Raw genomic sequence first — 21,603 nt, 5'->3', positions numbered from 1 at the left:
CAGCAGAAGCTGCTATGAAGAAAAAACTAAATCCTTAATATTTCTTGCGGCGCTCGGTGCGGTCTTCACGGCGTTTGCCGGAGAAATCGCGGAACCCACCGCCAGAGTTGCCTCTTTCGCTGCTGCGGCCATCGCGGCGGCTGTTGCTTCTGAAACCACCGTCGCGGCTTTCGCTCTTACGATAGTTAGACGAACCACCACGGCTATTGTTACGGTCACCATCAGCAGAAATTTCAATCCGCACCTGGCGGCCATGAAAATCGGCTTCTTTAAAGCTGTTGAAAGCGCGATCTGAGTCTTCATTGGCTACTTCGATGAAAGAGTAAACACCCTTTACATCAATTTTGCCAATGGTACGGCCACTAATGCCGGTTTGGTTGCAGAAGTAGCCCAGCAAATCGCCACGGCTAAAGCCATCTACCGAACCCAGGTTGATAAACAAACGGGTAAAATCGGCACGGGCTCCGGTGCGAGGGAATTTCTCACCACCTTCGCGGCTGCGGCTGTCTTCCTGTACGTTCAGGTCTGGCGCGTTTTTATAATAATCTAAAAATGTGTTGAACTCCAGTGAAGCAAAACGCTTGATCAGGTCTTCTTTGCTCAGGTCGGCAAACTCGTCCATAATGCGGGGTAAGTACTGCTCAATCTGAGTTTCGTCTACCTCTACGTTATGCACTTTATGTATCATGCCGAACAGTTGCTTTTCGCATACATCAAAACCGCTTGGTATTTCGGCTTTATTAAAGCGTTTACCAATTACCTTTTCAATTTGGCGAATTTTGCCTAACTCTTTTGAGTTAATGATGGCGATAGAGATACCGGTTTTACCTGCACGTGCGGTACGGCCGCTACGGTGGGTATAGTTCTCAATCTCATCAGGCAACGAGTAATTGATAACGTGGGTAACGTCGTTTACGTCAATACCACGGGCAGCTACGTCGGTTGCAATCAATAACTGCAAGCTGCGTTCGCGGTAACGTTTCATTACCTTGTCGCGTTGCTGCTGCGATAAATCACCGTGCAGGGCATCGGCATTATAGCCGTCCTTAATCAATGATTCTGCAATTTCCTGAGTTTCAATTTTGGTACGGCAAAATACGATACCAAAAATTTCAGGGTTGAAATCAACAATGCGTTTAAACGCGGCATACTTGTCACGGGCACGTACAATGTAGTATTCGTGCTCAATGTTGGCATTACCGGTGTTTTTCTCACCCATCGTTAATTCGTATGGGTCAGTCATGTACTTTTTAGCTATGCGGCGAACTTCGCTTGGCATAGTGGCTGAAAACAGCCAGGTTTTCTTTTCTTCAGGCGTGGTCGACAAGATTTCATCAATGTCTTCCTGGAAACCCATGTTGAGCATTTCATCTGCCTCATCCAGTACTACGTATTGGATGTTGGAGAAGTCGATGGCATTGCGGTTCAATATATCCAGCATACGGCCGGGTGTAGCTACCACAATCTGTACGCCGCGTTTAATGCTGCGCAACTGATCGCTGATACTGGCACCACCGTAAACTGCAACTACATGCACATTTTGCATGTTTTTGGCATATTTGGTTAAATCATTTGCTATTTGCAAGCAAAGTTCACGTGTAGGGCATAGTACAAGCGCCTGAGGGGTCTTATCCTCGAAATCGACAAGTTCTAATAAAGGCAGTCCGAATGCAGCGGTTTTTCCGGTTCCCGTTTGGGCTAATCCGACAAAATCGTTGCTGCCTGACAGTAAAACAGGAATAGAAGCTTCCTGAATAGGCGATGGTTTCTCGAAACCTAAATCGCTGATGGCATTAACAATATCATGACGGATTCCCAGTTCTAAAAATGGGTTATTCATGAATTAAAATAACGTATCTGACAACATCGTCAAATCGGGTGCAAAAGTACGTATTTAACTCATAAAAACAAATATTGGATTGATATTATATTTTAAGTGAGTTTGAGATTACAATTGATGGGCTTGTTTTGCATATAATTGATTGTAAATCAAAAAATTATTTATTTAATCACATTTGATGCAACCAATTTTTGTTATCTGATGTTTGATAAACCAAAACCTGACCGTGTACATACAGCATACCTTTAAAACGCTGATAACACCTATATTTACTTTCAAAATTTTCGTCCGGATGAAGTTACTTGTACGTTTATGTTTAATTTGTTTAATGCTGTTCCCGATTTTATCTGCATTTTCGCAAAGGGCAACAAAGGGTAAAGCTAAAACCGGTTATGGCAATAACCCTTCCGCCGGGCATTATGCAAACCTGCGCGGGTTTAATTTATATTACGAAACCTACGGCAGCGGCCGGCCCTTATTGCTTATTCATGGCAATGGTGGCTCTATTAAGGCTTTCGAAAATCAGATACCTTATTTTGCTAAACATTACCGTGTGATTGCTGCTGATAGCCGCTCACAGGGAAAATCAAAAGACCCAAAAGATTCTTTAAGCTATAGTATGATGGCTGATGATATGGATTCGCTGCTGAATTACCTGCATGTAAAATCATGTTATGTAATTGGCTGGAGCGATGGGGGGATCAATGGTTTGCTGCTGGCCGTTCGCCATCCTGATAAAGTGCGTAAGCTGGCTATATCGGGCGCAAACCTGGTATCAGATAGTACCGCTTTTGGCCCCGGCTCTTACCGGGCCTTAAAAGCAGAAGATTTTGCTCTAAAAAAGCTGGCCTTTACCGGCAATAAGGCTCGTAATGCTTACAAACTGGTGCACCTGATGGCTACCAAGCCGCAAATACAACCTGCATTGCTCAAACAGGTCAAATGCCCTACACTCGTTATTGGTGGCGACCACGATGCCATTTTACCTCAGCATACGCTGTTAATTGCACAATCTATTCCTAATGCCTATTTGTGGATTTTGCCCAATTCGGGACACGATACGCTGATTAAATACAAGGATCAGTTTAACGCTACGGTAAGTAATTTCTTTACAGGCAAAATGCAGCAATAAAGGTTCAACCTGTTAACTTAATTTTTATATTTGGTACTGCAAGCTATACCTTAGTCATTACAGTAGTATGCCCAAAATAAATTTAGATAAGCAGGAGAGTGAATTTGCAGGCAAGCTGATTGCCTTTTGGGAAAAAGAGCAGCTGGTAAGCCGTGAGCAGGCCGAAGGCCTGCGCAGTTCTTATGAAACCAAAGGCTTCGACTGGATGCGGCTGGCTAAGTACTCCTTCTGGATTGCGCTGATTTGCGGCGGTATTGCTTTTGCCTCCTTGCTGGTAAATGATGATGTACTGAACTGGCTGAAGCAGTTGTACTATACGCCCGATATTGTCATCAGTATATTATCAGGTGCAGCAGCAGCAGGTTTCTTTTATACCGGCCGTATGCGCGAGCTTAGATATCCCAAGCAGATTTTCAGTAACGAGGCCATTATTTTTATTGGTATTTTGTTCACCGCCTGCTGTATAGCTTACCTGGGTAAAACATTCGATAATGGCTCGGGGCATTATTCTTTATTGTTCCTGTTCTCTGTGTTTGTATATGGCTTTTTGGGCTGGCGTTTAAACTCAAGGCTCATCTGGCTGTTTGCACTTATTTCGCTGGGCAGTTGGTTCGGTACCGAAACCGGTTATCAAACCCGCTGGAGCTATTACTTTTTAGGTATGAATTACCCCCTGCGCTTTGTGTTGTTTGGGGCCTTATTGGTAGCGTCAACTTTTGTGTTGAGAACCAAAAAGTGGTTCGCCCATTTTTGTGATCTTACCTATGTAATGGGGTTGTTGTACCTGTTCTTGTCTTTATGGCTGCTCAGCATTTTTGGCAATTACGGACAGTTGGATCAGTGGATGTTGATTAAGCAAATTTCTCTTTATTACTGGGGCCTCATTGCGCTGGGTATTGCAGGCGGCTTTTTATTATATGGCCTCAAAGCCAATGATGTTATCGCCCGGGAGTTTGGTATCACCTTTTTGCTCATCTTTCTATATACTAAGTACTTTGAGTACCTGTGGCAGCATATTCCGCATACCTTGTTCTTTTCGGTGTTAGCTGTTTCCTTTTGGCTGATTGGCCGCAAAGCAGAAAAGATATGGAATATCAAAGCTTCGCCGGAGGCGAACTAAAAGACAGGGTAACGATATTGATATGTGTGGTGGCCAAAAGATTTTCGAAAATAGAAAACTGAGCTTTCATTTTATTGCTCTTTAAAGCATTCAGATTGCATTTGACTTTGTATAATCAGCATCCCTTACAAATTTGTAAAGATGATGCCCTATGTATTTATATAAAAAAAGCCGGTAGTTGCGCTACCGGCTTTTATGTATCCTCATAAAGTGTGTCGTTAAAGCAATTTCAGCATGACGCACTCACAATAGCTAATCATCAAATTAACCTCTTACCGCCAGGCTTTATACTGGTTAATTAACCCATTGGTAGAACCATCATGCGCAGTAACCTCATCAGCCGTGCGTAGCTCAGGCAGTATTTTGCCGGCTAACTGTTTGCCCAGTTCTACTCCCCATTGGTCGAAGCTGTAAATGTTCCAGATAATGCCCTGAGTGAAAATTTTATGCTCATACATGGCAATCAGGGAGCCCAGCGTGCGCGGGGTGATTTTTTTAACCAATATAGAGTTAGTAGGGCGGTTGCCTTCAAATACTTTAAATGGCGCCAGCTTTTCAATCTCGGCTTCGCTTTTACCGGCGGCATTAAATTCGGTCACTACCTCATCATAGCTTTTGCCGTTCATCAGCGCTTCGGTTTGGGCAAAAAAGTTAGATAGCAGCAACGTGTGGTGTTCGCCTACAGGGTTATGCGTTTGTGCCGGGGCAATAAAATCGCAGGGTATTAATTTAGTGCCCTGGTGAATTAACTGGTAAAAGGCATGCTGGCCATTGGTGCCCGGTTCGCCCCAAATTACAGGGCCGGTTTGGTAATTTACCGGTACGCCGTTACGGTCAACTGATTTGCCGTTGCTTTCCATATCGCCCTGCTGAAAGTAAGCTGCAAAACGGTGCATGTACTGGTCGTATGGCAAAATGGCCTGCGTTTCGGCCTCAAAAAAGTTGTTATACCAAATGCCGATGAGTGCCATCAATACAGGAATGTTTTGTTCCAGTTCGGTATTTTTAAAATGTTCATCCATGGCATATGCACCGGCCAGCAACTCCTGAAAATTATCGAAACCAATGCCCAGGCATATAGAAAGGCCAATGGCGCTCCATAATGAATAACGGCCGCCTACCCAATCCCAAAATACAAACATGTTTTTGGTATCAATACCAAACTGAGCTACGCCTTTGGCATTGGTAGAGAGGGCTGCAAAATGTTTGGCAATATCCTGCTCGGCAGCACCGCTGCTTAAAAACCACTCGCGCGCGGTATGGGCGTTAGCCATGGTTTCCTGAGTGGTAAAGGTTTTGGAGGCAATTAAAAACAGGGTAGTCTCAGGGTTTAATACCTTTAATGTTTCAGCAATCTGGGTGCCGTCCACATTAGATACAAAATGCAGGTTAAGGTGATTTTTGTAAGCCTTAAGTGCTTCTGTTACCATTACCGGCCCCAGGTCAGAGCCGCCTATGCCTATATTCACTACGTCAGTAATGGCCTGCCCGTTGTATCCTTTCCATTCCCCGCTGATTACCGACTGGCTAAACTGCTGCATTTGTGCCAACACGGATTTAACTTCAGGCATCACATCTTTGCCCTCGGCCATTACCGGCTGGTTGCCCTGATAGCGTAAAGCCGTATGTAATACCGGCCTGCCCTCAGTAACATTTATTGCCTCGCCGCTGAACATGGCGGCTACTGCCTCATTTAATCTACACTCTTTTGCCAGCTGTACTAATAAAGCGATAGTGGTATCACTAATGCGGTTTTTAGAAAAATCGAATAAAATGTCTTCGAACGAAACCGAAAATTTTTCAAAACGTTGTTTATCAGCAGCAAACTCATCTTTTATTTGCGTACCGGCCAGTTGTATAAAATGGTCGGTTAAATACTTGTAAGCCTCTGTAGTAGTAAAATCAATAGTTGGCAGCATAATTGAACTGTTTTGGGCAAAAATAAACCAATTATTTCAGAATAAATTCATGCCTGAAGTGTGATATGAACACTTTTAGGTTAGTGTTGGTTAAACACTTCATTTTTATTATTTTATTAAATAATTGTTAATTTTATTTTGATTATTAAAAGTAATTACTATTATATTTGTCTTATTATTATCGATGGGCGATAATTTTAGAAAAAATTGAAATTAATATCTACCACTATGTTTGAAAAATTGTTCCAACTTGTAAAAAGCAATGCCGGCAATGCTATTATGCAAAACCCGGTTATCCCGGCCAAATACCGCGAGGCTACCATCAATGAGGCTTCAAGCTCAATTATTGAGGTGTTGAAGGGCCAGATGGAAAGCGGAAAAATTAATGATTTAATTAAGTTCTTTCAGTTAACCGGTGTAAACAATACATCGCTGGTCACCAGTATTATCAACCGTTTTGCCAACAAACTGAACAAGTATTATGATATTGACCCGGCTTCTGCACAAGCAGCCTCTCAGAGCCTTATTCCGCCGGTAATGCAGCAGTTGGTGCAGCAGTCACGCGGCGAGCAGAATATCAGCTCTATGCTTTCTACCTTAAATGGCAACCGTGCCGATTTAAGCGGCCTGGTACACCAATTAATGGTAGTAGCATAAAACTAAACTACCCTTGTGGTGTGATATGGCAAAAGGCCCGTACAAATGTACGGGCCTTTTGCGTTGGTTGCAGGCACTTAAATTATGCCTGATTTGTGTATCTTAAAAACTTATCTTTGCCCTTATGACTAAAGAACAAGTGCAGGATTTAAGGGATAGAACAACTTCCCTGAGGAGGTATCTTTGACATTGATACCAAACTTGAAGAATTAACCAAACAACAGGAAATTACAGTAAGTCCGGATTTTTGGAATGCGCCTAAAGAAGCAGAAAAAGTGCTGGCCTCTATCAAAGCCAAAAAAATCTGGACCGATGCTTTCAATAAGGTGGTGGCCTCGGTAGAAGATACCCAGGTGCTGTTTGAATTTTATCAGGCCGGCGATGTAAGCGAGGTCGAAATGACCGAGCAGTACAACAGCTCACTGAAAGTAGTAGAAGAGCTTGAATTTAAAAATATGCTCTCGGCCGAAGAAGACCAGCTGAATGCCGTGTTGCAAATTACCGCCGGTGCCGGTGGTACCGAAAGTTGCGACTGGGCCAGTATGCTGATGCGTATGTACATTATGTGGGGCGAAAAAAACGGCTACAAAGTAACCGAGCAAGATTCGCAGGAAGGCGATGTGGCCGGTATAAAAACCGTAACCCTGCAGTTGGAAGGTGAATTTGCCTATGGTTACCTGAAAGGGGAGAACGGAGTACACCGTTTGGTGCGCGTATCGCCATTTGATGCCAATGCCAAGCGCCATACCTCTTTTGCCTCAGTGTACGTATACCCGCTGGTAGATGATACCATTGAGATTGAAATCAATCCGGCCGATATTGAGTTCGAAACTTTCCGTTCGGGCGGTGCCGGCGGCCAGAACGTGAACAAGGTAGAAACCGCTGTTCGTTTATATCACAAACCTTCAGGCATCATTATCAAAAACCAGGAGTCTCGCTCGCAATTGCAAAACAAGGAAAACGCCATCCGCTTACTGAAGTCGCAGTTATATGAAATTGAGATGCGTAAGCGTATGGAGACCACCAATGCTATTGAGGGTAATAAGAAGAAAATAGAGTGGGGGTCGCAAATCCGCAACTATGTGTTGCATCCTTACAAGTTGGTAAAAGATTTACGCACCGACCACGAAACCTCAAACGCACAAGCCGTATTAGATGGCGATCTGGACGATTTTCTGAAAGCCTATTTAATGGAGTTTGGCGGGAGTAAATAATCAATTAATGTTAGCATTATAGATTTGCAGGTATGAAAAAATATGCAGCAACTTTAATGGTATTATTCTTTCTATCATCTATAACTGTGGCACAGTCTGTTACACCGATTGCTTTATACCCTAAAGGAGTGCCTAATAGTAAAGAGGCACCGGCTGATTATAAAGAATATTCGAAAGGAACGAGCGTGGGGATGGTGACAGAACCTACGCTTACGCCTTACTTTCCTGAAAAAGGTAAAGCTAACGGAACGGCTGTAGTGATATGCCCCGGCGGCGGCTACGTTCATCTGGCCATGGGCCACGAGGGTGAAGCTGTTGCCAAAAAATTTAACGAAGTTGGCATTACGGCATTCGTGCTTAAGTATCGCTTACCCAGCGATCAGATTATGGTTGATAAAACTATCGGCCCCTTGCAGGATGCACAACGTGCCTTGCAAATGGTGCGTGAGCGGGCAGGCGAATGGGGAATTGATGTCAATAAAGTGGGTATTGTCGGTTTCTCGGCCGGCGGGCACCTGGCTTCTACAGCGGGCACACATTTCGATAAAGTTGTAATTGACAACCCCAAGCAAACCAGCTTGCGGCCAGATTTTATGGTGCTGCTTTACCCGGTAATTACTTTTGGCGAGTCTGCCCATACAGGGTCGAAACATAATCTGGTGGGTAAAAATGCAACAGAAGCACAAATGGATTTTTTCTCGAACGAAAAGCAGGTAACCGCACAAACGCCGCCCACATTTTTGGTTCATGCGCAGGATGATAAAACCGTGCCGGTTCAAAACAGCCTGATGTTTTATGAGGCTATGGTAAAGGCCGGTATAAAAGGCGAACTGCACATCTACGAAAAAGGCGGCCACGGTTTCGGCCTTAACAATCCCACCACCCAAGATCAATGGTTTGACCGCCTGGTCAACTGGATGAAAGTGGAAGGCTGGTTAGCCCAATAAGAATTCAGGATAAAAGATAAAGGACAAAAGACGGCAATTAAGTATGCATCTTTTGTCCTTTATCCTAACTTTAAACCTCAACTTACAATTTCCATTAGCTCTGTCAACTCATCTACTTTCTCTGTTGAGCCTAATTGCTCATAAGCGCTAATGAGGTTGCGGATGATGCGCCTTATAATATCGGCATTGCTGCAGGGCAGGTAAAATTGCGGATCCGATTTGAGATTCAGCCGGTTTAAAAACATATCTACATCTCGCTTGCCGAAAATCTGGCCTTTGTTAAAGGCGTTAATGTAGAACAATACACCATTGTCGTTAAAATCGGGATAGGCATTACTTTCATCAATATAGGCCAGTATAAAATACTGGGGCAGGTTAACACCATATACCGGTATATCCAGCTTTTGTGCAATAACTGAGTAGATGATGGCCAGTGAAATCTGGTTGCCCTTCTTGCTTTCCAGCACCTGGCTCAAATAGCTGTTTTGAGGGTCCTGGTGGTGTTTAGTATTGCCGGTGAAACCATAAATGTTATATAATACATGGTTTACCAATTTAATTTGTTCGGCCGGGCTGCTTTCATTATTTAATTGCAGCCATACATCGCGCTTAACGGCTTCTAACTGGTTAATTATTTTCTGCTCATCAATATCAGGGTACTGGTACTTGTTGATGGCCAGTACGCCCTGCAGCAAATCAAAGGCACCGCCCTGGTACCAAAGCTTTAACTCGTTTTTTACAATGGTAAATTGTATTTCGTGTACCAGGTTGGCAATGCGTTCCTGTTGTATAGGATCAAAAGCTTCGGTAAAGGCAGATTCGAGGTGTTCAATTACATCGTGCCCGTAACTGAGCAGCTTATCGTGTACATGAGTGTAAATTTCGCTATCAGGATCATCCAAAAGACGGATGAGGGAATTTATTTCTGATGTATTCATCATTCAGTAACAGGTATTAAAATATTAAATCAATGTATATTTTTGCAGCCATGTTAAACGTAAGGTTGGCCATTAAATACCTGCTTCATCGCATTACCGCAAATAACAGGCATGGTTTGCACTCTCCCTTTGTTTACCGGCTGGTTGATGAAGTAATTTACGATTTTTGTGCCAAAAACGCATATCCCGAGTTAAAAAAGCAAGCTGCTGAATTTAGATATGACCGTACGTTTACAACACCACCGCTCAAAGTGTTGCAACTGCTATATCGGCTGCTGGCCAGGTTTCAATATAGGGTTGTGTATACCGTGGGGGCGCATAATCCCGTAATCGCTTCGGTATTCCGATTGGCCCTGCCTGGTATCAAAATAGGGGAGATTAATGATCTCAGATTAACAGGCCACCCGGCACTGGTTTATGTAGATGCAGGCAGTTCGTCCGCTTTGCAGTTGCTTCAACAAATAGCGCTCAGTGTTCAGCCCGATGATGTCATCATCATCCAGAATATTTACCGTAACCCGCAGGGTAGAAGCGAATGGCAGGCCATTAAAGCCCATCCGCAGGTAACGGTGACTATTGATTTATTCTGGCTGCAACTGGTATTTTTCAGGGCAGGTCAGCGCAAGGAGCATTTCAGGGTGAAGTATTAATTGCGTTTTTAACTGTACGTTTATGTATAAGCTTGCGAGTGTTCACGTTCATGTTTCGTGAACACTCGTGAACGCTTTTCATGACGTTTAAGTAGGTGAAATTTAACTGGATAAAATCGTATTCTTTAGTAATTAATTGACATTCAATTTGATGTAAATAATTATTGAATTGTACTTATGGTTAATAAGTATAAGCGTGAACGCTCGTGAACAGTCGTGAACGTTCATGAACACCAGTACTGTGAACGCTGCAGGATGTATTCGTACTTCTTACGGTAAATGCAATCTGCCTGTCTAAAGCCTCAATACGGAAAACATTAAAAAGCGGTGGGCTAAGGCTATTGCTGATAGTTCGGCAAATTATTTAACTGCCTTTAGTACCTTAATTTAGAAATAGCGCTATTAAAAAGCCTCGCCTAAGCTAAAGTAAAACCCACTGATGCGGTTTTCGCCGGGGCGTTTCTCGCCAATACCGTAATCCAGGCGCAGAGTGAGGCCTTTCTCTACATCAAAAAAGTAGCGGATGCCGCCACCGTAATTGGGTTTCAGGTCATCCAGGTTAAAGCTGTTTCTGAAAACGGTGCCCATGCCTACAAAGCCGTCCAACCCCAATCGGTCGCTCAGGCGGTAGCGCAATTCGGCTTGCCCGGCAATCAGGTTGCGGTCGCGGAAACGGCCGTTATAGTAACCCCGCATCATTTCATCATTACCTAATGAAGGCAGCAGGTAAAAAGGCGACTGGCCACCCACCAGGTTCTGGCTCTGTATATCGGTGCCCAGTACCCAGCGTTTAGCCAGCGGAAAAAACTGGGTATATTCTATATTTAAAAAGCCTCCCCGGTAAGCATTGTTGTTAAACAGGCCCTGCATCAAGTTCAGGTAGCCGTTTACATGTATACCGCGTGTGGTATAAGTATTGTTGTTACGGTTATCAAAAGTCAGGCTCGGGCCAATGAACAGGAGGCTGCCCCCGTTACGGTCTTCTACCAGCGGATTGGTTTCAAAAATGCCACCCGCCTGTTTATTGTGGTACCGGTAATCGGAGCCGCCGGCTACAAACCCGGCATAAATATAATTGCCAAAGCGTTTCTCAGCTTCTAAGTTAACAAGCAGTCGCTTTTCGGAGATGGGGTCTTTATCGGCCAGAGCGGTATTGCTGCCGATACCATAAAAATTGTTCGGAAAATTGGTGTACTTAATGGAGGCCGTATAATGATAGCGGTTGGCTGGCGTCCAGTAATTGGTGCTCAGGCTCAGGCGCTGCTGGCTTTTAGTAGTGAAGGTGCCGTAAGCAAAAATGTTAGACACCCGCGTACCCTGGTGCAGGGTATCGGTATAAAAAGAGTACAAAGCCGAAGCGCCCAGCTCTACACCGGTTTCGGGCGCCGAGCTAAATACCGGAAGCAGAAAAAAACTACTGTGCTTGGTGCTGTCTTTTTCAAACAGCATTTTGCGCACAAATTTGGGTATGAAACGGGGCTGCGCCTGTGTAGCCGTAAAGCTGGCTAATAGCATCAGCACCACAAAGAATTTCTTCATGTAATGGAGTTTGCGGCGGCTAATATACACGCCTTATGCACGTGTCAACATAAAATCAGCTTTTTTGATTTTAAAACTACGTTTGCCTGAAAATACCTACTTTTGCAGAAAATTAATTAAAAAGCAATTTAAATTCATGAGCATAGAAAGAGGCCCTGTATCACAGTTTATTGAAAGGAATTACTTACACTTTAATGCAGCCGCTTTAATGGATGCCGCCAAAGGCTATGAACAGCATTTGGAAGAAGGCGGTAAAATGATGGTAACCCTGGCTGGTGCTATGAGTACTGCCGAGCTGGGCATTAGCCTGGCCGAAATGATCCGTCAGGATAAAATTGCCATTATTTCTTGTACAGGTGCCAACCTTGAGGAAGACATCATGAACTTGGTAGCGCACTCACACTATAAACGCGTACCTAATTACCGTGATCTGAGCCCGCAGGATGAGTGGGATTTGTTAGAAAACCACTACAACCGCGTTACTGATACCTGTATACCCGAAGAGGAAGCTTTCCGCCGTTTACAAAAGCACATTTACCAGATTTGGAAAGATGCGGACGACAAAGGCGAGCGCTATTTTCCGCATGAGTATATGTACAAAATATTATTGAGCGGTGAGCTGGAGCAATACTACGAGATTGACCCTAAAAATTCGTGGATGCTGGCTGCGGCCGAAAAGAACCTGCCTATTGTAGTACCCGGATGGGAAGACTCTACCATGGGTAACATCTTTGCCTCATACGTAATTAAAAACGAAATTAAGGCCACTACCATGAAGAGTGGTATTGAATATATGGGCTGGCTGGCCGACTGGTATGTAAAAAACTCTGATGGCAAAGGCATCGGCTTTTTCCAGATTGGTGGCGGTATTGCCGGTGATTTCCCTATCTGTGTAGTACCAATGTTGTACCAGGATATGGAAATGGAAAACATTCCGTTCTGGAGCTATTTCTGCCAGATATCTGATTCCACCACTTCATATGGTTCATATTCGGGTGCAGTACCTAATGAAAAAATCACTTGGGGTAAGCTGGATATCAATACGCCTAAATTTATAGTAGAATCTGATGCTACGATTGTAGCGCCATTAATATTCGCCTGGTTGCTAAAACAATAATTTATACCGGCAAATTTAATTTAACCGAACAATAGTTTGGTTTAACTGTAACTATATAAAATAGCCCTTAATTTCGCATTAAGGGCTATTTTTTTTGGTTGTTTAGAACGATTATAAATTATAACATTGTGTCAGGAATTTGTCAGCCATACTGTAATAAGTTTTACTTTTGTGGACTGAAAAAAGGGTTACATCTGCACTTTTTTCAACGGTTTTATCATCAAAACACATAATTATTTAGCATAAATACGCTTTATGAGAAATATCTCATTGATTCTTAAACAGTTTTCCCGGTCGGTTCTTGTAATTGCCGGTTTAGCTGCTTCTACACTTACTGCACGTGCGGCGGGCGATGCCGCCAAAGGTGAGGCCTTATTTAAAGCCAAATGTACTGCTTGTCATAAACTGGATGTGAATATGGTTGGTCCGGCACTGGGTCCACGTATTACATCAGAAACAGATGATAAATGGTTAACCAAATGGATTCAGAACAACCAGGCGTTAATTGCTGCTAAAGATCCAAAGGCATTAAAGGTATACAACGAGTTCAACCAGGCTGGTATGAACGTATTTACCGAGTTGTCTGACGGTGATGTGGCTGACATTATCACTTATGTGCGCGCCAACTGGCCGCCTAAAGCAGCTCCGGTTATACCTGGTCAAACTGCCGCTGCCGATTCAGGCCCGAGCGATTTGTTGGTTTGGGGCTTAATTGGCTTAATCGTAGTAGCCTTCGCTGTTATCCTGGTATTAAACCGCGTGGTAGCTACTTTAGAGCGCCTGCTGGTAAAGAAAGCTGATACTACTGCATTATTAGCTGCTGATGAAGAAGAGCAGGACGAAGCTAAGGCTGCTAAAAAAGCTGCCCGCCTGGCTGCCGCTCAAAAGCTGCTGAAAAACAAGAAGCTGGTGTTCTTTATCATTCTGTGTGGTACTATTGCTATGGGTAGCTGGAGCTGGGTAACCATGTGGAACACCAATGTTCACCAGGGTTATCAGCCGGTACAGCCAATCAAGTACTCGCACGAGCTGCATGCCGGTGTAATGAAAATTAGCTGTCAGTATTGCCACTCTCCGGCTTACAAAGGCAAAAACGCAACTATTCCGTCGCTGAATATCTGTATGAACTGCCACAAGGTAGTTAAAACAGAATCTCCGGAAATTCACAAAATTTACGATGCGTTGGGTTACGATCCGGCAACAGCTAAATATGATACTACCAAGGCCCGCCCAATACAGTGGGTACGTATCCACAACCTGCCCGATTTGGTTTACTTTAACCACGCACAACATACCCGTGTAGGCGGCATTCAATGTCAGGCTTGCCACGGCCCGATCCAAACTATGAAAGAGGTGTACCAATACTCACCGCTTACCATGAAATGGTGTATACAGTGCCACCGCCGCACCAACGTGAATGCTAAAGGCAATGGTTACTATGATAACCTGCTGAAAGCACACGAAAAACTTAAAAATGGCGAAAAAGTAACTGTAGCAATGCTGGGTGGAACCGATTGCAGCAAGTGCCATTATTAATAATTGAATTAAAACTTAGCAATTACAGTTTATATAGCTTAAATGGAAAGCAATAAAAAATACTGGAAGGGTTTAGAAGAGCTAAACAGCACGCCGGAATTTGTTGAAGCAAATAAAAATGAATTTGCCGAACCGCTGCCTATTGAAGAAGTACTGAGCGGAAACGGCCTGATGGGCAAAACTCCGCGCCGCGACTTTCTGAAAACTCTGGGTTTTGGTATAGGTGCAGTTTCATTGGCAGCTTGTCAAAAAGCTCCGGTGTATAAATCTATTCCTTATTTAATTAAGCCTGAAGAGGTAACTCCGGGTGTATCAAACTACTACGTGTCAAGCCACGAGGGTTATGCCATTATGGTAAAAACCCGCGAAGGCCGCCCGATTAAAGTAGAAGGTAACCCCAACGATATATTCGGTAAAGGCGGTTTAACCGCACAGGTACAGGCTTCGGTATTGGATTTATATGATTCAAACCGTTTAAAAGGCCCGATGCAGGACGGTGGTGACAGCGGTTGGAGTGGTGTTGACAGCTTTGTGAAAAACGAGCTGGCGGCCATTAAAGCCGGTGGTAAAAAAATCCGCATCATTGCTTCTTCGGTTCACAGCCCGTCTACCCTTGGCGTAATTGCCAACTTTACGGCAGCTTATCCGAATGCTAAACTGGTAAACTATGAGCCCGTATCTTATACAGGTATCATTCAGGCCAATCAAAACAGCTTCGGTAAAGCAGTAATTCCACACTATCACTTCGAAAATGCGGATGTAATTGTAAGCTTTGGTGCCGATTTCCTGGGTTCATGGTTAATTCAGGCCGAGCAGATGCGTCAGTATACTTCAAAACGCAGCTGGAAAGCGCTTGAAGACAAAAAGATGTCTCGCCACATTCAGTTCGAAAGTGGTATGACCATCACCGGTTCAAACGCTGATACCCGTATCGTTTTAAAACCATCAGAAGAAGGCCTGGCGCTGGTAAATTTGTATAACGCTGTTGCAGGTACTACTTTACCAGGTTCTAAAAAAATCAACACCGCAGTTGATAACGCCATTGTACTGGCTGCTAAAGAGCTGGTAGCTGCCAAGGGCCGCGCCCTGGTAGTTTCGGGTTCAAATGATGTAGCCTGCCAAATTTTAGTGAACGCCATTAACTCCCTGCTGGGCAGCTACGGTACCACTATTGATCTGGATAACCCGATTAAAAAATACGCCGGTAACGATGCCGAGTTTGTAGAGTTTGTAAACGAACTTAAAAGGGGAGAGGTTGATGCCGTATTCTTTATGGGCGCTAACCCGGTTTACAGCTATTACAAAACTAAAGAGCTGACCGACGCTTTGAAAAAAGTACGTCTGCGCGTTTCATTCGCTGATTACAATGATGAAACCGCTTCACTGTGTAACATCGTAGCACCAGCCAGCCATTACCTGGAAAGCTGGGGTGATGAGAATGCAGTAGAAGGTTACTATACTATTATACAGCCTACCATCAACAAGGTATATGATACCCGTGGTGCTGAAGAAAGCTTATTAAACTGGGCTAATGCTCCGGTAAAAGATTACTATACTTTCGTTCGTAATACCTGGACTACTACCATTCTGCCGCAAGGCGGTTTAGCAGGTGCAGCAGGTTGGGAAACCTTATTGCAAACCGGCTTTGTAAAAGCAGCCGATAAGCCTAAAGGTACCTACACTTTTACCCATGATTTGGGTGCGGTGGTACAAACTATTGTATCGCACAGCAATGAACTGGCTGCATCAAACGGTAAAGTAGAACTTACCGTGTATGAAAACGGAACAGTAAAAAATGGTAAATACGCCAACAACCCTTGGTTACAGGAGTTGCCTGAACCGGTATCAAAAGTAACCTGGGATAACTTTGCAGCCATGTCTATTGCTACTGCAAAAAAACTGGGTTATGAGCAAGGCGATGTAATAACCATCAGCGCTAATGGTTATTCTATCAACCTGCCGGTGTTGTTACAACCAGGCCAGGCACAAGATACCATCTCTGTAGCTGTAGGTTATGGCCGTACCAAAGCCGGTAAAGTAGGCGATGGCGTAGGTCAGAACGCTTATCCGTTCATGACATTCCGTAACGGCACCTTCCAAACTGCGGTAACTGCCGATATCAAATCAGCAGGTTTAGAGCGGGTAGAACTGGCATTAACTCAAACCCACAATTCTTACGAAGGCCGCGAAGGCATTATTAAAGAAACTACCCTGGCTGAGTTTGTGAAGAACCCTGCTAAAGCCATGAAGGAAGGCAAGGAATCGAAAGAGCCTTACGATTTATGGAATGATTACCAGTATACCGATTACAACTGGGTAATGGCCATAGACCTGAACGCTTGTACCGGTTGTGGTGCCTGCGTGGTAGCTTGTAGCGCTGAAAATAACGTTCCGGTAGTAGGCCGCGATGAAGTTCGCCGCCGCCGCGAAATGCACTGGATACGCATTGACCGCTACTACACCTTCAACGGCGAAAACAACAACGAAGAAGTAACCCGCGAGAAAGAGATCGATGATCTGAAGAATTTTGACAATGTATCGGTTGCTTACCAGCCAATGCTTTGCCAGCATTGTGATCATGCTCCTTGCGAAACCGTATGCCCGGTACTGGCTACCACCCACTCGTCTGAAGGTTTGAACCAGATGACTTATAACCGTTGTGTGGGTACCCGTTACTGTGCTAACAACTGCCCGTACAAAGTGCGCCGTTTCAACTGGTTTAACTACTGGAACGATTCACGCTTTGAAAATTACCTGCAAAACGATTACACTGAGCTTGTACTTAACCCTGATGTAACTACCCGTTTCCGTGGGGTGATGGAAAAATGCTCAATGTGTGCACAGCGTATCCAGGCTGGTAAATTAAAAGCCAAAATGGAAAAACGCCCGGTAACAGATGGTGAAATCAAAGTAGCCTGTCAGCAAACCTGCCCGGCCAATGCAATCATCTTTGGTAACGCGGCTGACCCTAACTCAGAGGTATCAAAAGCGATGAAGAGCGAGCGTAAATACTATGTGCTGGAAGAACTGGGAACCAAACCAGGCATTGCTTACCAGGCAAAAGTTAGAAACAGAGCTGCAACTGCAACAGAAACTGAGGCTTAAATTTTAAAAGAGAGTATAACATGGCATCTCACAGTGAATCAATAATCAGGGAACCGTTAATTACGGGTAAGGATATCACTTACGCGCAAATAACCAATGAGGTATTAAACCCTGTAGAAAATATGCCGAACAAAGCCTGGTGGATTGGTTTCACCGTAGCAAGTTTAGGCGCGTTATTATGGTTGTTCTCTATCAGCTGGACCTTCTGGTTCGGTATCGGAGAATGGGGCTTGAACAAAACCGTTGGATGGGCCTGGGATATTACAGGTTTCGTTTGGTGGGTAGGTATCGGTCACGCCGGTACGCTAATCTCTGCGGTATTATTAATCTTCCGTCAAAACTGGCGTAACTCCATCAACCGTTCTGCCGAGGCGATGACCATCTTCGCGGTTATCTGTGCGGCTACTTACATCTTAGGTCACATGGGCCGCCCATGGTTAGCCTACTACACTTTACCGCTGCCAAACCAGTATGTACTATGGGTAAACTGGAACTCAGCGCTGATGATGGACGTATTCGCGATTTCAACTTACTTCTCAGTATCACTGGTATTCTGGTACACCGGTTTATTACCCGATATTGCTACCATCCGTGACCGTGCCGTTGGTTTACGCCGCCGCATTTATTCTGTACTGTCATTTGGTTGGACTGGTTCGGTTAAAACCTGGCAACGTTTCGAAACTGTGTCATTAATCCTGGCCGGTATCTCTACACCGCTGGTACTTTCGGTACACACCATTGTATCATTTGACTTTGCAACATCTCTGGAGCCAGGATGGCATACTACCATCTTCCCTCCATACTTCGTTGCGGGTGCTATCTTCTCTGGTTTTGCCATGGTGCAAACCCTGCTTTTGGTTACCCGTAAAGTATTGGGCCTCGAAAACTACATTACGATGTTCCACATCGAGTCGATGAATAAAATCATCCTGCTTACCGGTAACATTGTAGGTGTAGCTTATCTGACAGAGTTCTTCATTGCTTACTACTCTGGTGTTGAAGGTGAACAGTATACCTTCCTTAACAGGTTTATCGGTCCGTACTGGTGGGCTGGCTGTATGATGTACGGCTGTAACATCGGTATGACGCAGCTGATGTGGTTCAAGAAAGTAAGAACAAACATCCCATTGTCATGGGTACTGTCTATCATTGTAAACATCGGTATGTGGTTCGAGCGCTTTGTAATCATCGTTGTATCGTTACACCGCGATCACCTGCCATCAAGCTGGGCTATGTTTTACCCAACCTGGGTTGATGTAAGTGTATTCGTAGGTTCAATAGGGGTATTCTTTACCTTGTTCTTGCTCTTTATCCGCGTATTGCCTTCTATTGCTATCGCCGAGGTGAAGTTACTCGTTAAAACATCGAGCGAGCAAGCCAAGAAAGCGCTGATTGCCCACCAACAGCTCGATCCTGAACAGGTGGACGAATACAAGCAATCGTTAATTAAGTATGATAGTGTAGACCTGTCTGACTACGAAAAGTAAAAACATGAGCAGCACAAAATTTATATTAGGCTTATTTGATGATCCCGATGAAATGATGCACGGGATTGATCAGCTGAAAAAGAACAGCGTTCCGATTTATGATGTATATACTCCAATGCCTATTCACGGCATTGAGGATAAACTGGGTGTAAAGGAATCCCGCCTCGGCTATGCTGCCTTTTGCTTTGGCTGTTTGGGTGCTACCGTTATCTTTAGCATTGTATATTACACCCTGGTGCACGACTGGCCAATGAATGTTGGCGGTAAGCCCAATTTTGCCATACCTAACTTTGTTCCTTTCACATTTGAGTGGACAATCTTATTTACCGCATTTGGCATGGTGTTAACCTTTTACGCAGCAACACACCTGTTTCCGGGCCGTGCGCCGCGGGTAATGGACTTGCGCGCTACTGATGACCGCTTTGTGATTGCCATTGATGCTAAAGGTAATATTCCTCACGATGATATCAGCCGGATACTGAAAGAAGCCGGAGCTGTAGAAATTAAGCATAACGACAGAAAATATGTTAGCTATGAATAAAAGTAAAATATTAGGCGCCATGGCAGTTACCATTGCCGCTACCCTTGTATTTACTTCATGTAAAGATAAAAGAAGCACGGGATGGCAGTACGCGCCAAATATGTATGAGCATATTGCTTTTGAGTACGACCAGAAGAACCCGAATTTCCGTGATGGTAAAACATCGCAGTTACCGCCGGCAGGTACAACACCAATCGGTTTTGTGCGCTTTAACTATCCTAATACCAAGGATGGTTATGAAGCAGCCAGCTTGGCAGTAACTAACCCGTTAAAATCTGGTAATGAAAATTACAAAGAAGGTAAACTGCTTTTCGAGCACATGTGCTCCCCATGCCATGGCCCTAACGGGCAAGGTGACGGCGAAGTAGTACAGCACGGTTATCCTGCGCCGCCATCTTACTCTAAAGGCCAGTCATCACGCGGTGGTGCCATGAAAGATTTAACCGACGGAAAAATTTATCATACCATTACTTATGGTGTAAATGCCATGGGTTCCTACGCTTCACAGCTATCGCCCGAGGAGCGCTGGAAAGTAGTAATGTATGTTCACCATTTACAAACTTTATAACATATTACATTAATGAGTACTCATAATCATACTATAGAAGAAAGATTTGAGTTTGGCGGAAGAACTAAGACCCTCAGCCTGGCATGCATTGCTATTGGGGTAATAGGTATTCTGTTTGGCTTTCTTTATAAAAACGGTGAACACGCAGAACGCACGTTTTCAAACCTGCTGTTGATGAGTTATTACTTTGCATGTATTTGCATCTGTGGTATCTTTTTCTGCGCAATACAATACGTTTCGCAATCTGGCTGGTCTGCTTCTATTATACGCGTACCTCATGCGTTTGCAAGAGTATTGCCTGTAGCATCCATCATCCTAATTGGCATTGCAGCTGCCGGTTTGTTTATCAACCACACTTATGTAGAGGATGGTAAAACGGTAACCGAGCCATTTTTGTACGCACATTGGGCTACAGATGGCCTGGTAACAAAAGGAAGCCCCAACTATGATGCGACTATTGCAGGTAAATCGGCCTTCTTAAACCGCGGAACATTCTTTTTAATGCTTGTTGTGTTCTTGGGCGCATACAGCATACTGGGCCGTGTTTTAGTTAATGCTTCAGTTGCTGAAGATTCGCGCGGAGGCATGTTCAACTATAACAAGAGCTTTAAATACTCAGTGGTGTTTTTAGTAGTGTTGGGTTTTACATTTCCGCTGTTTGCTTTTGCTACCATCATGTCGTTAGAGGCTCATTGGTTCTCTACGATGTTTGGCTGGTATAACCTGGCTGCAATGCACGTAACCGGATTAGCAGCAATCGCCCTTACACTGATTTGGATGCGTGAAAAAGGTTATATGCAATGGGTAACTTCCAACCACCTGCATGATTTGGGTAAGCTGATGTTCGGCTTCTCTATATTCTGGACTTACCTTTGGTTTGCACAGTTCTTTCTTACCTGGTACGCTAATATACCGGAGGAAAGTGTGTATTTCTACAAACGTTGGGAACCGGAGTTTAAATGGTTATTCTGGCTGAACATCGTGATCAACTTCTTAGCTCCTTTATTACTATTGATGTCTCGTGATGCTAAACGTATGTTCAGCAGAATGAAGCTGGCTTCAATCGTCATCATCTTAGGTCACTGGCTGGATTATTACTTAATGATTATGCCTGGAACAGTAGGACCTAAAGGTACAGGGTTTGGTGTTGAGGAAATATGCATCTTTTTAGGTTTCGCTGGTTTGTTTGTATTCCTGATGCTGAATTCATTGAGTAAATTCGAATCATTAGTACCCAAAAAGCATCCGTTTTTGGAGGAAAGCCTTCACCATCACATTTAATAATTGCTACCT

17 protein-coding genes are annotated in these 21,603 nt (G+C 44.1%); 13 read left to right on the top strand and 4 right to left on the bottom strand.

Annotated features, from left to right (window positions below):
• Positions 1 to 34 precede the first annotated feature (34 nt).
• Complete coding sequence (locus tag ACYVNW_RS09815) at positions 35 to 1,840, bottom strand: DEAD/DEAH box helicase (protein ID WP_460679683.1); 1,806 nt, start codon at positions 1,838 to 1,840, stop codon at positions 35 to 37.
• A gap of 292 nt (positions 1,841 to 2,132) precedes the next feature.
• On the opposite strand from ACYVNW_RS09815, the gene ACYVNW_RS09810 reads away from it, so the two are divergent.
• A complete protein-coding gene (locus tag ACYVNW_RS09810; RefSeq protein WP_460679682.1) occupies positions 2,133 to 2,972 on the top strand; it encodes an alpha/beta fold hydrolase in 840 nt (279 codons plus the stop codon).
• Between the two features lie 67 nt (positions 2,973 to 3,039).
• Positions 3,040 to 4,092 carry a DUF2157 domain-containing protein gene (locus ACYVNW_RS09805; RefSeq protein WP_460679681.1) on the top strand — a complete coding sequence of 351 codons (1,053 nt, stop codon included), beginning with the start codon at positions 3,040 to 3,042 and terminating at the stop codon, positions 4,090 to 4,092.
• Between the two features lie 272 nt (positions 4,093 to 4,364).
• Here ACYVNW_RS09805 and pgi read toward each other — a convergent pair whose 3' ends face one another.
• Complete coding sequence (pgi, locus tag ACYVNW_RS09800) at positions 4,365 to 6,011, bottom strand: glucose-6-phosphate isomerase (protein WP_460679680.1); 1,647 nt, start codon at positions 6,009 to 6,011, stop codon at positions 4,365 to 4,367.
• A 228-nt stretch (positions 6,012 to 6,239) separates the two neighbouring features.
• On the opposite strand from pgi, the gene ACYVNW_RS09795 reads away from it, so the two are divergent.
• From ACYVNW_RS09795 to ACYVNW_RS09785, 3 genes are all read left to right on the top strand, one after another.
• Complete coding sequence (locus ACYVNW_RS09795) at positions 6,240 to 6,668, top strand: hypothetical protein (RefSeq protein ID WP_460679679.1); 429 nt, start codon at positions 6,240 to 6,242, stop codon at positions 6,666 to 6,668.
• A 124-nt stretch (positions 6,669 to 6,792) separates the two neighbouring features.
• Positions 6,793 to 7,882 (top strand): peptide chain release factor 2 gene (gene prfB / locus ACYVNW_RS09790; protein ID WP_460679678.1). Its coding sequence is split into 2 segments (ribosomal slippage): positions 6,793 to 6,852 and positions 6,854 to 7,882, totalling 1,089 coding nucleotides; the frame shifts between segments, so codons are not numbered across the junction.
• Positions 7,883 to 7,914: 32 nt separating this feature from the next.
• Positions 7,915 to 8,829, top strand: a complete 915-nt coding sequence (locus tag ACYVNW_RS09785; RefSeq protein ID WP_460679677.1) for an alpha/beta hydrolase — start codon at positions 7,915 to 7,917, stop codon at positions 8,827 to 8,829.
• 77 nt (positions 8,830 to 8,906) lie between these two features.
• Here the strand turns inward: ACYVNW_RS09785 and ACYVNW_RS09780 are convergent, their stop codons facing one another.
• Complete coding sequence (locus ACYVNW_RS09780; RefSeq protein WP_460679676.1) at positions 8,907 to 9,770, bottom strand: transglutaminase-like domain-containing protein; 864 nt, start codon at positions 9,768 to 9,770, stop codon at positions 8,907 to 8,909.
• A 29-nt stretch (positions 9,771 to 9,799) separates the two neighbouring features.
• Between ACYVNW_RS09780 and ACYVNW_RS09775 the strand changes: the two genes are divergently transcribed.
• Positions 9,800 to 10,417, top strand: a complete 618-nt coding sequence (locus ACYVNW_RS09775; RefSeq protein ID WP_460679675.1) for a hypothetical protein — start codon at positions 9,800 to 9,802, stop codon at positions 10,415 to 10,417.
• Between the two features lie 402 nt (positions 10,418 to 10,819).
• Here the strand turns inward: ACYVNW_RS09775 and ACYVNW_RS09770 are convergent, their stop codons facing one another.
• The gene (locus tag ACYVNW_RS09770; protein WP_460679674.1) at positions 10,820 to 11,956 is read right to left on the bottom strand and encodes a BamA/TamA family outer membrane protein; all 1,137 of its coding nucleotides are present in this window, start codon (positions 11,954 to 11,956) and stop codon (positions 10,820 to 10,822) included.
• A 136-nt stretch (positions 11,957 to 12,092) separates the two neighbouring features.
• On the opposite strand from ACYVNW_RS09770, the gene ACYVNW_RS09765 reads away from it, so the two are divergent.
• The 7 genes from ACYVNW_RS09765 to ACYVNW_RS09735 all read left to right on the top strand — a co-directional run bounded on the left by ACYVNW_RS09765 (position 12,093) and on the right by ACYVNW_RS09735 (position 21,591).
• Entirely contained in the window at positions 12,093 to 13,073 is a 981-nt protein-coding gene (locus tag ACYVNW_RS09765; protein ID WP_460679673.1) for a deoxyhypusine synthase family protein, read from the top strand.
• Positions 13,074 to 13,328: 255 nt separating this feature from the next.
• Positions 13,329 to 14,609: a cytochrome c3 family protein gene (locus tag ACYVNW_RS09760; protein ID WP_460679672.1), complete on the top strand. Its 1,281-nt coding sequence runs from the start codon at positions 13,329 to 13,331 to the stop codon at positions 14,607 to 14,609.
• Between the two features lie 42 nt (positions 14,610 to 14,651).
• The gene (locus ACYVNW_RS09755; protein ID WP_460679671.1) at positions 14,652 to 17,714 is read left to right on the top strand and encodes a TAT-variant-translocated molybdopterin oxidoreductase; all 3,063 of its coding nucleotides are present in this window, start codon (positions 14,652 to 14,654) and stop codon (positions 17,712 to 17,714) included.
• 20 nt (positions 17,715 to 17,734) lie between these two features.
• Positions 17,735 to 19,201 carry an NrfD/PsrC family molybdoenzyme membrane anchor subunit gene (gene nrfD, locus ACYVNW_RS09750; protein WP_460679670.1) on the top strand — a complete coding sequence of 489 codons (1,467 nt, stop codon included), beginning with the start codon at positions 17,735 to 17,737 and terminating at the stop codon, positions 19,199 to 19,201.
• 4 nt (positions 19,202 to 19,205) lie between these two features.
• Positions 19,206 to 19,742 carry a DUF3341 domain-containing protein gene (locus tag ACYVNW_RS09745; protein WP_460679669.1) on the top strand — a complete coding sequence of 179 codons (537 nt, stop codon included), beginning with the start codon at positions 19,206 to 19,208 and terminating at the stop codon, positions 19,740 to 19,742.
• A complete protein-coding gene (locus tag ACYVNW_RS09740) occupies positions 19,735 to 20,310 on the top strand; it encodes a c-type cytochrome (protein WP_460679668.1) in 576 nt (191 codons plus the stop codon). Before ACYVNW_RS09745 ends, ACYVNW_RS09740 begins: the two co-directional genes overlap by 8 nt.
• Positions 20,311 to 20,322: 12 nt before the next feature.
• Complete coding sequence (locus ACYVNW_RS09735; RefSeq protein ID WP_460679667.1) at positions 20,323 to 21,591, top strand: quinol:cytochrome C oxidoreductase; 1,269 nt, start codon at positions 20,323 to 20,325, stop codon at positions 21,589 to 21,591.
• Positions 21,592 to 21,603 lie beyond the last annotated feature (12 nt).

This window comes from Mucilaginibacter koreensis (genome assembly GCF_054783355.1).
The sequence above is the reverse complement of the archived record's forward strand: the minus strand, read 5'-3'. Positions and strand labels throughout refer to the sequence as shown.